General features: G+C 49.6%; 9 protein-coding genes. 3 read left to right on the forward strand and 6 right to left on the reverse strand.

Annotation, left to right across the window (positions count from 1 at the left end; translation table 11 throughout):
- Positions 1-4: 4 nt before the first annotated feature.
- Positions 5-709, reverse strand: a complete 705-nt coding sequence (gene rluA, locus FJ444_RS17630) for a bifunctional tRNA pseudouridine(32) synthase/23S rRNA pseudouridine(746) synthase RluA (RefSeq protein WP_140960535.1) — start codon at positions 707-709, stop codon at positions 5-7.
- Positions 706-3534, reverse strand: a complete 2829-nt coding sequence (gene rapA / locus FJ444_RS17635; protein WP_140960537.1) for an RNA polymerase-associated protein RapA — start codon at positions 3532-3534, stop codon at positions 706-708. Before rapA ends, rluA begins: the two co-directional genes overlap by 4 nt.
- Before the next feature lie 305 nt (positions 3535-3839).
- On the opposite strand from rapA, the gene FJ444_RS17640 reads away from it, so the two are divergent.
- A complete protein-coding gene (locus FJ444_RS17640; protein ID WP_140960539.1) occupies positions 3840-5237 on the forward strand; it encodes a PhoH family protein in 1398 nt (465 codons plus the stop codon).
- A gap of 9 nt (positions 5238-5246) precedes the next feature.
- Here the strand turns inward: FJ444_RS17640 and FJ444_RS17645 are convergent, their stop codons facing one another.
- The 3 genes from FJ444_RS17645 to FJ444_RS17655 form a co-directional block, all read right to left on the reverse strand.
- Complete coding sequence (locus tag FJ444_RS17645; RefSeq protein WP_140960540.1) at positions 5247-6194, reverse strand: hypothetical protein; 948 nt, start codon at positions 6192-6194, stop codon at positions 5247-5249.
- Positions 6195-6575: 381 nt separating this feature from the next.
- Positions 6576-7958: a siroheme synthase CysG gene (cysG, locus tag FJ444_RS17650; protein WP_140960542.1), complete on the reverse strand. Its 1383-nt coding sequence runs from the start codon at positions 7956-7958 to the stop codon at positions 6576-6578.
- Between the two features lie 165 nt (positions 7959-8123).
- On the reverse strand, positions 8124-9884 hold the full coding sequence (locus FJ444_RS17655; RefSeq protein ID WP_140960544.1) for a DEAD/DEAH box helicase: 1761 nt from the start codon (positions 9882-9884) through the stop codon (positions 8124-8126).
- A 164-nt stretch (positions 9885-10048) separates the two neighbouring features.
- Here FJ444_RS17655 and prsT point away from each other — a divergent pair, with 164 nt between their 5' ends.
- A complete protein-coding gene (gene prsT / locus FJ444_RS17660) occupies positions 10049-12823 on the forward strand; it encodes an XrtA/PEP-CTERM system TPR-repeat protein PrsT (protein ID WP_181405216.1) in 2775 nt (924 codons plus the stop codon).
- Between the two features lie 61 nt (positions 12824-12884).
- Here prsT and FJ444_RS17665 read toward each other — a convergent pair whose 3' ends face one another.
- On the reverse strand, positions 12885-13694 hold the full coding sequence (locus tag FJ444_RS17665) for an ion transporter (protein WP_140960548.1): 810 nt from the start codon (positions 13692-13694) through the stop codon (positions 12885-12887).
- 83 nt (positions 13695-13777) lie between these two features.
- On the opposite strand from FJ444_RS17665, the gene FJ444_RS21430 reads away from it, so the two are divergent.
- On the forward strand, positions 13778-13948 hold the full coding sequence (locus FJ444_RS21430) for a hypothetical protein (protein WP_181405217.1): 171 nt from the start codon (positions 13778-13780) through the stop codon (positions 13946-13948).
- The last annotated feature ends 6 nt before the right edge of the window (positions 13949-13954 follow it).

The raw sequence follows: 13954 nt of genomic DNA on the forward strand, positions 1-13954 counted from the left end.
AAAGTTAACCTGTAACATCCTGAAAGGGTGCGGGTGTAAAGTCGCCAAACGGCAGCGGTGCACTAAAGCACATCGGCTCATTGTAGGTGGGGTGAGTGAGCATTAAAGATTCGGCGTGCAACTGCAGGCGATTAGCTTTGGCAAGTCCCGCGGGTGGACTATAAAGGCGGTCGCCAAGAATTGGATGCCCCAATGCCAGCATGTGTACCCGTAACTGATGCGAGCGACCGGTAACCGGGCGCAACTCTACCAGCGCTTCGTCTGCGAGTTGTTGCACTACCTGATAGTGCGTTAACGCCGGTTTACCGTGTTCATGGCTTACCATTTGTTTGGGGCGATTGGGCCAGTCGCATATCAGCGGCAGATTAACTTCGCCGCATTGTTGAACAGGCACGCCCAACACTCGCGCGTAATATCGCTTGGTAGTGTGGCGGGTTTCAAACTGTCGGGAAAGATGCTTATGACTGGCTTTGTGTTGAGCAATTACAATCACCCCCGACGTTGCCATATCGAGCCGATGAACAATACGCGCATCGGGAAACACCGTTTGAATACGTGAAGCCAGAGAGTCGCGGTGTTCGAGGGCTTTGCCGGGAACGGTTAACAACCCACTGGGTTTGTTGGCTACGATGATATCGTCATCGTAGTACAACAAACTCAGGTAAGGTGAAACCGGCGGATTGTATTCAAAGTCGGGGTTTGCACTCACGGGTTATTCACCAGTATACGAACGGCGTCTAACTGTACGTCACAGCGCTGTAATACGTCGGTGAGCGCAGCAATTTGCTGCTCAATAAACGTAATTTCACTGTCGCGAATAGCCGGGTTCTGCTGCTGTAAATCGCGAAGACGCTGCGCCTCACTGCCTAACGACTGCTGCATGCGCTGCAATGCATCCTGCAGAATATGGTTGGCGTGCTGATGTGCCTGGTCACGGGCGCGCTCTAACTGCTGTTGCAACTGTGCGGTGAGCGCCTGAATGAGCTGTTGCGCAATTTTGCGACCCACCGGGCGCAGCCCCTGATTTTCCAATTCCGTATGCTGCCCCTTTATGTTCAGGCATAAACGAATTGGTGTGGGCGGTAAAAAACGCTCCAACTGCAAATTCGCTGGTGCCTTGCCAGACAACACAAACAAGGTCTCCACAAAATACGCGCCTTTTGGCTGTTCTTTGTCGGCAATAAATCCAACACTGCTCTTGCCGTGCACGTCGGTAAGTACTAACTCAATGGCGTTGTGAATGAGTGGGTGGTCCCAGGTCAGGAAATGCACGTTTTCAAGCGTTGTCGCGGTACGGCGACGGTACGTCACCGTCATGCCTTCAGGGTCGAGCCCCGGTAAATAGCCAATCATGGATTCGGTAGGGCGCAGAATAAAGCAATCCTGGCCCTTTTCTTCCTGTGCAATACCGATTGCATCAAACAGTCTGCCGGCGAACTTGGGCAAGTCGGCCGAGCTGTCGCGGGCAATGATTTGTTCAAGCAGGTTATCCACGCGGCCCACGCCCGCAGCATTCATTTCTAGCAGTTTGTCTCTGCCTGCGTCGAGTTTGGCTTTCAGCTCACTATTCAGTGTATGGCTTTGGCTTATCAGTGTGCCAATTAACGCCGTGTCATTTGGGGTAAGACAAGCGGTTACTAACATCTCCTCTACGTCTTCGTACACTTTTCCACCCGTTGGGCAGGTGTGTTCAAACGCATTCAGGCCTTCGTGGTACCACTTCAGCAGCACGGCTTGTGCTGAATTTTCTATTACCGGCACATGAATTTGTACATCCTGGGTTTGTCCGATGCGGTCTAATCGACCAATGCGCTGTTCCAGCAGATCCGGAGTGAGCGGCAGGTCGAACAATACCAGGTGATGGGCAAACTGGAAGTTGCGGCCTTCACTGCCGATTTCGCTACACAACAGAATTTGAGCACCCTCTTCCGGATCGGCGAAGTAGTGGGCTGCTTTGTCGCGGTCCACAATGCTCATCCCTTCGTGGAAAACGGCCTGACGGATACCCGTTTTTACGCGAATGGTTTCAGCGAGTTGCTGAGCAGTGGCGGCGCTGGCGCAAATAAGTAATACTTTGCTGGGTTTTACCGAAGGTAAGAAGTCCAGCAGCCAGTTCACTCTTGGATCTTCTGCCAACCAACGCTCGGATAAGCCCGGCTGACGTTCCGGGAACATGGCAGAAGCCAGTGAGTCGATGGCTTCAACCGGGTAACATTCAGGGCGAGGCAGGGCATAACTATGCAACTGACGGCCCGGGAATCCTTCAATAGCGGCGCGACGGTTTCTGAACAGTAAACGCCCGGTACCGTGACAATCAATTAACTGATGTAACAGTGCGTCGCGGGACGCGGTGTCGTTCAAATCGTCGAACTGACTCACAATGTCTGGTGCCAGTTGGTGCAATGCATTGAACGCGTCTTCCGACAGGGGCTCACCATCGATAAGTGGTGCAACAGCATCGGCCAGCGCTGAGTACTTTGATTCTTCTTCCAGGAAGGTGGCGTAATCGTAAAACCGGGCAGGATCCAGAAGACGCAAGCGCGCGAAATGACTTTCGTGACCCAACTGATCCGGCGTGGCGGTAAGCAGTAATACACCCGGAGTAGCCTGAGCCAGTTGTTCAACCAGCTGATATTCATCGGAAGGCGCATCCGCCGACCAGGCCAGGTGATGAGCTTCGTCTACCACCATTAAATCCCAGCTGGTTTGCTGGATTTGTTGCTGGCGTTTTGGATGCTGTGTCAGCCAGTTTAAGCCACACAGAATGAGCTGGTCGTTGTCGAAGGGATTACTGCCTTCTTCACTCTCTGCCAATGCCTCACAGCGGCTTTCGTCGTAAATAGCGAACGCTAAATTTACCCGACGCAACATTTCTACCAGCCACTGGTGGATGAGGGTGTCAGGTACAATGATCAGCACTCTGCCTGCCCGGCCAGTTTGTATTTGCTGATGGATGATCAGCGCCGCTTCAATGGTTTTACCCAATCCTACTTCGTCGGCCAGCAGTACCCGCGGGGCATGACGGCGGCCTACTTCAGACGCTATGTGCAATTGGTGCGGGATCAGTTCAATGCGAGCGCCCACCATACCAATGGTATCCGACTGAGCATGCTGGTGCTGGCTGCTCAGAGCCGCTTCGCGAACATCAAACCAGTTTGGATTGTCAAACTGGTAGTTAAACAGACGCTTTTCCGGTTGATTCAGACGAATATGGTGATCAAGATGAGGTTCCGCAAGCGTCACCGATTGTTTGGTATCTTCCCGCAACCCTTTGTAAATCAGCACACCTTGTTGTTCGATAACTGATTCGACATACAGGCTCCAGCCTTCCTGGGACTTCACAGTCTCGCCCGGCGCAAACGCCAGACGGGTGAGCGGCGCGTTATCTTTTGTGTAAATACGGCTTTCACCCGTGGCAGGGTAAAGCACCTCAATGGCGCGAAAATCTACCCGAATAATGGCACCCAGGCCCAGGTCGGTTTCGGTGTTACTTAACCATCGTTGACCAATGGCAAATTGTGTGTCGGAACTCATCTCAATTACTACTCCGTTATAACGGGGGGCGTATTGTACTTATCGGACAGCGGCATGTCTTGTTCAATATAGCAATCTTCAGGAATTACGCGTATTGAACCTGTGGGATAACTGCATCAGGAGATAATTTTTAAAAAATTAGCGCGAAAATAAGTGAATAAGTTAGCAAACTGGATTATGGTGGAAATGTAGGTCGATGTGATGCGGAGTTTTACGGTCAGAATCGACACCCTAACTCCGTTCATACTGGCCCTGTTAGCGCGTCGTTGTACAGACGAGCTTGGTTATGTTCATTGGAGTGACGGATGCCAAGAAAATCAAATACAGACACAAGAATCTACGTCCTAGATACCAACATTCTGCTACACGAGCCCCTCGCTTTCCTCTCTTTTAAAGAAAATGACGTTGTTGTTCCTATGACCGTTCTGGAAGAACTGGATTACATAAAAGACAGCAAGAAAGATGTGGCGCGGGATGCGCGGGTGTGTATTCGGGCAATGGAAGACTTACTCAGCGAGGCGACGCCTGAAGACTTGCTGGAAGGTGTACCGCTGGAGGGAATTGGCGCAGGAGAGAACCGACCTACTGGCGCGTTGTCGATTTATGCTGATTTAAACATGAAGCAATCGCAGCAAATTTTCAGCAGCGATGCCAACGACAACCGCATCATTAACGTTGCGCTGCATTTGCAGCATAACTTTGCGCCCAGACAGGTAGTGCTGGTAACCAAAGATCTGAACATGCGGTTAAAGGCCAAGGGAGCGGGGCTTGCGCATGTTGAAGATTACCGTACCGATCAGCTGATCACCGATATCAAATACCTTACCAAGGGTTACCACAAATTTGAGGGCGACTTCTGGACGCAGGTTAAATCGGTGGATAGCCGTTCAGAGGGTCGCGATACCATTCATACTGTACCACGCTCCTTGTTGCCAGAAGCCTATGTGAATGAGTATCTACTCGACGATACCCAGCACTTTGCAGGCTTGGTTGAGTCGATGACCAGTGACAACCTGGATATTCTGGATTTGGGCTACGAGCGCTTAATGTCGCGTCACGCCTGGGGAATTAATCCTAAAAATATTGGGCAGGCTATGGCACTGCATTCGTTGCTGGACCCTCACATCGACCTGGTGATCCTTACCGGCCCGGCGGGGAGTGGTAAAACACTGCTGGCGTTAGCTGCGGCACTGGAAATGGTGGTTGAGCGGAACATGTACGACAAGATTATTGTTACCCGGAATACCCCTGAAATTGCGGAGTCTATTGGATTTTTACCCGGCACCGAAGAAGAGAAGATGGCACCCTGGTTAGCGGCCATTACTGACTCGCTTGAGGTGTTGCATAAACATGATGAAAACACCAAAGGCTCAATGAACTACATCATGGAAAAGGCCAACATTCAGTTTAAGTCGATTAACTTTATGCGCGGGCGCAGTATCCAGAATGCGATCGTGATTTTGGATGAGTCACAAAACCTTACCGCCTCTCAGCTAAAAACCATCATTACCCGTTGTGGTGAGGGGACTAAACTGATTTGTAGCGGTAACCTGGCACAGATCGACAGCAACTACCTGAGCCCGGTAACCTCCGGTTTAACTTATCTGGTGGAAAAATTTAAGGATTTTGCGGGCAGTGCCACCATTAACCTGGACGGAGTAGTGCGTTCGCGTCTGGCAGATTTTGCCGAAAATCATTTGTGATATAAACGTTTACTGAGGCGCCGACGAGGGAATGTTTTCCAGAATATAGTTTCGGGAAGCAAGCCCTTGTCGGGTTGAATCACTCACTTCACCCAATTTCAATTGCCCCGGACCGGTTGGGTCCAAGAGGATAAAAGGCAACCCCTCTACCATCAGCGTTTCATCCGTAGCCAACGGCGTCATACTGATGGCCAACAATGCGTGATCGTGCAACAGCACCAGTTTCATGGGATTGCCGGGCAAAAATGCGCGTATGAGCGCAGCCGCCAGTACCGCTTTGCTATCGCAGTCTCCCTTGTTTTGATTCAAAATTGCCAGCGGTGGTGAAAATCCCGAGCCATTGCTAGTGATCCTGTTTTCCAGGGTGTCGTAGGGTATAGCCTGGGCCCAGCTTAATAACAAATTTAGATAAGAGCGGGCATTGGATTGTTCATCCACTATGTCATAAATCGACTGAGCCGCCGGGATCAGTGGAAAGACACTTTCAGCAATATATCTGACGTGATTGGGTTTTACTGCTTTTTGCAACAAAGGTGTGGTGTAGTGCTGATAATAGCGTTCTTCCAGGTAGGTATCTAACGTGGCCTTTTGGGTGTCTTTGAGCGATTGAGTAAGCTGTTCAAGCTGCGCATCATCTTTACCTGAGAGCGTGAACGACAAGGTATCGTGGCGCTTGACCAGAGAAAAACGGGCAACTCTGGGATCAATCTGTTGCGCGGCCTTCAGTAAGGCGACTTCCACTTCCCGCATGGCCAGTGCAGGTTGGTAGTTTAACTGTTGCTGAGGCAACATTTGCAGGGTTTTCTGCGGCAAAGTAAAAGCAATCCTGCGGGCTTTGCCATCGTGATCCAGCCAGCGGTATTCGTAGCGAGCGTCATCTCCAACCGCTTTACGCAGATACTGGGTTTGCTCGGCGCTCACGTAATCGCAAAATGCAACCAGAGCAAGGAGTGTCATTGGAAAAAGGCGAGCCAGCATACTGAGGTTAACGTTAATTCCCGACGGATGATTACCTGAGTATAGTGGCTATTTGCAGATTAATGCGAATTGTTGGGGGCTGTTGACCTTTGCTGTATCATTTTTATTCTATATGGAAGCGTTTCAATCATGAAACAGGCCTGCAGGCATAGTCATTCTACGTCAAAGGTCTGTGACAAAGAGTAAAGCGCTTCCATGACGAACCCGAAGGGCAGGGTCCGGTAACCGGCAAGTGTGCGTCATTTATGCCGCGTTATCGTCCACTTGTGTAGAGCAACTACACTACATGGACTCTGCCTTGCCTAAATGATGCACAATTCGCCGTTAAAACATACAGCAAAGGTCAACAGCCCCTTAGTATTATTCGAACCAGTTAAGCTTTGCCTGCAACGACACCACGCTGCCAACAATGATCAACGTAGGTGGCTTCATGTCACAGAGTTCTGGATGACTCAATATGGTAGATAGCGTGGCAGTAATCACTTTTTGTTCACTGGTGGTGGCTTTTTGAACCAGAGCAATAGGTGTATCTTCGGACAGTCCGTGTTTAATCAACTGCTCACAAATAATAGCTAAACCGGTTAGCCCCATATAAAACACGATGGTTTGATTAGGGTGCGCCAGACCTTGCCAATTCAGGTCGATAGTACCGTCTTTAAGATGCCCAGTGGCAAATACCACAGACTGAGCGTGATCCCGATGTGTAAGCGGAATACCCGCATACGCACCCGCACCAGCGGCAGCAGTGATTCCGGGTACTACCTGAAAACTGATCCCGGCGGCCAGCAGCGTTTCGATTTCTTCGCCACCGCGTCCGAAAATAAACGGATCACCACCTTTTAAGCGCACCACGCGGTTGCCGGCTTTAGCTTGTTCAACCAAAATCTGATTGATGTCTTGCTGTGGAACAGTGTGATGGCTTTTGGCTTTGCCTACATAAATCTTTTCGGCATCGCGGCGCACTAGCTCAAGAATTTGTGGTGATACCAGTCTGTCGTACACTACCACGTCAGCCTTTTGCATCAAACGCAGTGCGCGGAAGGTAAGTAAGTCAGGATCGCCCGGACCGGCACCCACCAGATACACCTGGCCTTCGGTTTGCTTTTGCGCGGCAGCGTCGTCCAGCGCCGCTAAAAATTTTTGCTCGGCTTTACTATCGTTGCCTTGGGTGACTTCTTCGGCAATATCGCCTTCCAATACTGATTCCCAGAAATAGCGTCGTTCGGTAACTGTGGCAAGAGACTGCTTTACTTTTTCGCGGAATCGCTCCGAGAAAGAACCCAGCTTACTGAGGTTTGCTGGCAGGACAGACTCCAGCTTCTGGCGCAAATAGCGCAGTAGTACAGGCGCATTGCCACCGCTGCTCAGGGCAATTACCAGTGGGGAACGGTCGATAATAGATGGCGTAATAAAGCCACAAAGCGGCGTGTTGTCTACTACATTCACCAGCATGTTGCGTTCGGTCGCAAGTTTGTGAATGTCTGCGTTTAGCGCCTCATCGCTGGTGGCAACAAACACCATGCGGTGATTGTCCAGATCGCTTTCTTCGAATGGTCTTTCAAGTAGAGTAACTTGTGAGGATTCTGCTAAATGACGCACCGTTGTGCACACTTGAGGTGCCACCACCGTAATGATTGCCGGGCTTTTTAATAACAATTCCAGCTTGCGTGCGGCCACTTCGCCAGCGCCAACAATCAGCACCTGCAGCGCTTGGGCATCAATAAAAATCGGGAAATATCGCATAGCAGACTCTTGTCACTGTAACTGTGTTTAGTTTGCCTGAAATTTATATTGTATAAATGAATTAAAAAATATTTTTCAGATTAAAAAGTTATTAGTGATGACTGATTTTGGCGGAGCTTAACGAAAAACCGGCAGGGTGATAATCACGCTGCCGGTTGATTTTATTTAACCACGAGGCTTCGGAGCCTTTTTCCGCGCGGGTGGTTTATCTGACCACTCGCGTAAGCCTAAACGTTGGCCTGATACTCGGGTATCCTGCAGCGTTTGCTTCACATCTTTGGGCATGCCTTCCGGTAAATCTACCGTAGAGAAGTTATCGAATATTTCGATGGCACCAATGTATTTGCTGTCGATGCCAGCTTCGTTGGCAATGGCACCTACGATATTACCTGGTTTCACGCCATGCGTGTGGCCAACTTCGATGCGGAAACGCTGCATGCCTTCTTCAGGACGGCGGCTGTCACGCGGCGACTTGCGGCGACTGTCTCTGCCTTCACGGCCTTCGCGACCTTCACGGCCCTCACGACGTGGACGCCCTTCGCGATCGCCACCCCGGCGGTCATCGTCACCACGCTGGCGGGCAGAATGCAGATCCGGACGGTCAGTCTCTTTTAACAGCAAGGGTTCATCGCCCTGCGCCAATTTAATTAACGCTGCAAGCAACACTTCCGGGCTGGCTTCGTTTTCTTCAATCAGCATATCCACAATTGGCATCAGGCCTTCCAGACTGTCGTCTTTAGTGGCTTCCATAACGCTCTGCTTGAACCTGGTTAAACGCGTTTCGTTCAGTTCGCTGATCGACGGAATCGGCATCGCTTCAATTGGCTGGCGAGTGGCATTCTCAATGGCATTCAGTAAGCGCTTTTCGCGATGAGAAATAAACAAAATAGCATCACCGCTTCTACCGGCGCGGCCGGTACGGCCAATGCGGTGAACATAGCTCTCTGTGTCGTATGGAATGTCAAAGTTAACAACGTGGCTAACGCGTTCAACGTCAAGTCCACGGGCAACTACGTCGGTGGCTACCAGAATATCAATTTTGCCCTGTTTCAGGCGGTCTACCGTGCGCTCGCGAGCGGCCTGCGGAATATCACCGTTCAGTGGCTCTACATCAAACCCGCGTGCTGCTAACTTTTCAGCCAGTTCCAGCGTGGCGGTTTTGGTACGTACGAAGATGATCATGCCATCGAATGTTTCCACTTCCATAATGCGCGTCAGCGCTTCCAGTTTGTGGTGTCCGGCAACCTGACAGTAACGCTGACGAATTGTGCTGGCGGTACTTACCTTTGACTCGATCTTCACGTGCTTGGGATCGTTCAGATATCGCTGTGCAATCTTTTTGATTGGACCTGGCATGGTGGCCGAGAACAGTGCTGTCTGACGTTCTGCTGGCGCGTGACTTAAAATCAACTCTACGTCATCGATGAAACCCATGCGCAACATCTCGTCTGCTTCGTCCAGAACCAGGAACTTCAGTTTGTCGAGTTTCAGCGTACCGCGATTGATGTGGTCAATTACCCGTCCTGGTGTACCAACCACAACCTGAACGCCACGCTTTAACTGGCGGATCTGGTTGTCGTAAGACTGTCCACCATAAATTGGCAGTACGCGGATTTTTTGTGAGAAGGTGGCATAAGCCTGGAACGCTTCGGCTACCTGTATGGCCAGTTCACGAGTGGGAGCAAGCACTAAAAGCTGCGGATAATTGCCTTCTACGTCAAGATTTGCCAGCATAGGCAAAGCGAAGGCAGCCGTCTTCCCGGTACCAGTTTGAGCCTGACCCAGCAGGTCATGGCCATCCAGTAGTAACGGGATACTTTCAGCTTGAATTGGCGACGGTTTCTCGTAGCCAACTTTCTCAAGGGCCTGTAAGATAGGTTGCGGTAGTTTGAGATCGGTAAAGGTCAGTTCGACGTTTGTGGTCATTAAATTAAAGATCCTGGATAACTCGGACGGGCATAGCAGAAAAGCCAGCGATATATATAAAGTGCTATTATAGGCCAATAGTAGTGCGGATACCATTATTGTATAGGAAACCGACTGGTAAATTTATAGGGACAGTATTAGGAATCATGAGCAAGGTAAGCACAATGAAGAAAAGGTCATTACACCGCCGGGTACTTCTTTCGGCTATTCTTATGGGGCTGAGTGCCACGTCTTTAACAGGCTGCGGGCAAAAAACCAGTGAAGAACACTTACTCGCGGCGCGCCAGTTTATAGAGGCCAGGGACACAGAATCAGCGATTCTGGAGTTCAAAAATGCGATTCAAAAAAATCCTCAGGATCCCAATCCCCGCTTCGAACTGGGTCAGCTTTATGTGGATGAAGGCAATTTTGCTGCCGCAGAAAAGGAATTGAACCGTGCACTGGAACTCGGCTATGACGTTTCCGCAGTCATTCCTCTACTCACACTGGCTTATCAGGAAACCAACGCAGACGTTGCGCTGGCTGAAATAGACCACAGTGTTGATGGCCTAACAGCAGTAAAGCGTGCAGAAGTGACCTTCTATAAACTGGAAGCGCTGATCAAACTCGATAAAAAAACAGAAGCACGCCAGCTTATCGATGAAATCCGCGAGCTGGATACCAACAGTGTGTACAAAGGCTTATCGCTGGCTTACGAAAGTATGCTGGATGAGCAATACGAGAAAACCCTTACTCAGGTTGAAGCCCTGCGTGAACAATCGCCACTTAATAAAAACGTGCTGCAACTGCTGGCGCGTTTGAATTTGTATCTGAAGAAACCAGACCAGGCAATTGAAGCTTATCAGGCCTATGTTCAGGCCTATCCTGAAGACGCGGAAACCTCGTTCATTTTGTCGGCGCTGTTAATGGACAATGAACGTTACGACGACGCAGAACCGCTGGTAGATAAATTACTTACCAAGAGTGCAGGTAACCCGCTGCTCAATCAGTACAAGGCGGTTATCGAGGTCCGGGCCGGTGAGTTTGCCAGTGCCTTACAGCATGTTGAGAAAGCGATTCAGGGCGGGCGAACTGATCCGTTAGCCCGTTTAGTCGGCGGATACAGTGCTTATCAGTTAAAAGATTACGCGGCCGCTACACGGCACTTGTCGATGATTGCGTCTAACTTGCCGCCGACTCACCCTGCATTGCGCATGTTGGCTGACAGCCTGTTGTTTCAGGGAGAAAACGAAGAAGCAATGGACGTACTGAGTCGTGTAGACGGTGATTTTAGTACCGATGCCACCCTGTTTTCAAAAGCGGGTTATAAGTTACTTCAAGACGGCAATGTTGTTGATGCTCAGGCAATGATTGAGCGGTCGGCGGATTTGGCCACCACGGCAGAAGATTTAACCCGGATTGGCGTGCTTCAGCTGTCTTTAAATGATGCCGACGGGATCCTTAATCTTGAAGAAGCCGTAAAGAAAGCGCCTGAGATTTCAAGTGGTCAGCAAACGCTGGCGAATGCATACATTGCAACCAAACAGTTCGACAAAGCCTTGGGTGTTGCCCGTGAATGGCAGGAAAAGGAACCGCAAAACGCCGAGCCGTGGCTGACCATTGCGCAGGTGAGCATTTTAAAAGATGACTTTGCGGCAGCGACAAAGGCCATTGAAAAGGCTGAAACCCTCGACTCCGGTAACATCAAGGCGAAACTGCAGCGTGTCTCCATTGCGATGAACGAGAAAAAGCCTGATGAAGCCGTAAACTGGTTAAAACAGGCATTGGAAATCGACCCGACGCATCAGTCTGCGCTGGCCATGTATTACATGATCAAACAGCAAGCCGGTAAAGCAAACGAAGGGATTGATTACATAAAAGAGATTGCCTCGCGCAATCCGAAATCTGACACGCCAAAAATTGTTCTGGCGCGCATCTTGTTAAGTGAAAATCGTTACGAAGAAGGCCTGAAAGTGATTAATCAGGTGCCTCAGCGCCCCGAGGTTGCGATGCCATACTGGGATACCAAGGGCAGGTTGTTGCTGGCGAATAATCAGGTAAACGAAGCAAAAGCGCTGTATACCGAATGGTTGTCTATATCGCCTAACAACAAAACCGCTACGCTGGGCCTGGTGATGATTCTGGATGTGCAGAACAAATTTGCCGACGCACTGGAAGTAACCAAAAAATTCCTCGAAAAGCGCCCGGATCGTCAAATAGAAATAGTGAAGTCGTATTTGCATTCGATGTTGCGTGAAATCCGCGAAGCCGAAGCGATACTTGGCAAACTGACCCCCGAAGAACGCATGTTGCCGTTTGTACGCGGTGTAGAAGCGCGTTTGCAAATCTATCGGGAAGATTATCTGGATGCGGTGCCGAATGCCCTGGCTGCCTATGAGGAAATCCCCAGCACACGTAACTTACTGGTGCTGATGGCCGCCTATGAGCTTTCTGGCAGTAACGATAAAGCCTTTGCCGTTCTGAACGCGTTTTTACAGAACAATCCGGCGAATTTGCAGGCCAGATTATTATTCGCTGAGCGCATGATTCCAAAAGATCGCAAACAAGCGATTGGCGAATATCGCAAAGTCGCGAAGGACTGGCCAGATAACGCCATTGCACTGAATAACCTGGCTTTCCTGGAACTGGAAGAAGGGATGTTGGACGACGCCGAAGAGCATGCCCGTCAGGCATTAAAAGTGATCCCCAATGCGCCTGAAATCGCCGACACCCTGGCGCAAATACTGATAGCTCAAGGGGAAATGGAAGAGGCTAAGTCCATCTACGATAAGATTGTGGACGAAAATGTGCGCAGTGATGAAGTGTTTCTCAACTATATTGAGTTACTGTTGAAGATGGATATGAAGACACTGGCAAACCGGCGTTTAGGGAGCCGCGTGTTTGATGCACCCGAATCCCAGGCCCGGGTTGCAGCGCTCAAGAAAACCTACAATATCTAATCTGATAAACAAACACGCCCGGTTAAACCGGGCGTTTTTTATAATGAGCACGAGCGTTGTGCTAATCCACTTTATTGTTAATGTTTTGGTCCAGCTTTTTTTCTAGAGCGGCCAACTGCTCTGCGATGTCTTTCAATGTGGGTTCATCTTTATGCGCTTCACGCCACGCTTTGGCGTTTTCTTCTTCCATTACGTTCACTACTATTCCAATTACCATGTTGAGGAACGCAAAAGCAGTAAAGAAGATAAAGCTTAAATAGTAGAACCAGCTGAGCGGATACACTTCCATGGTTTCGTACATTACGTCAGTCCAGTCTTCAAAGGTCATCACCCTGAATAGCGTAAGTAACGAGATAGTAATATCGCCCCACAGTACCGGATTGATTTGCTCGAACAACGTGCTGCCCACTGCGGCGTAAATATAAAAAATAATGAACATTAACAGCATCACGTAGCCGAGTTGGGGCAATGCCTTCATCAGTGACACCAGTAATATGCGCAATTCCGGAATAATCGAAATCATCCGCAGTACCCTGAAAACCCTGACCAGGCGGGCAATAAGTGCGGTATCACTGTTTTCCAGTGGTAACAGGCTCACTAATACAATAATGGTATCGAACCAGTTCCAAAAGCTTTTGAAAAAGTCGAGTTTACGTCGCTCTGCCAGGAAGCGGATGGTGAGTTCGACCAGGAAAAACGCACTGATCAGCCAGTCTAATATGTTGGTGGCATGGTTTACCGCAGCTGGCATATCATAGGTTTTTGCGCCTACCAGTAAGGCGGAAAATAGGATCACGCCAATAACAAAAAGCTCAAAGGCTTTGTTAGAGCGAATGTGTTCAAATCGGTTTTGTAATTGAGACGCTTGCATAGTTGAAGTGTAAATATTGAGAATTATTACTATTTAGGCTTATACTTAAGTGGAAATCACTTCCATTCAGAGCAGGCTGTATCATGGACGAGAGCAACAAGAGTTTGCAAGCAAAATTATCCCAATTGAACGACCAGTTAGACAATTACTCTTCCAGCGTGGACGACATACAAGCATTAAAGCTGGCAATGCAGGACATTCTTGAAGATCTGGAATTGCTGTCAGATTTACCGGATTCCCAACGTATAAACTAAAAAGCG

The sequence above is a fragment of the Aestuariibacter sp. GS-14 genome (assembly GCF_006494365.1).
Taxonomy (GTDB): Bacteria; Pseudomonadota; Gammaproteobacteria; order Enterobacterales; family Alteromonadaceae; genus Alteromonas; species Alteromonas mangrovi.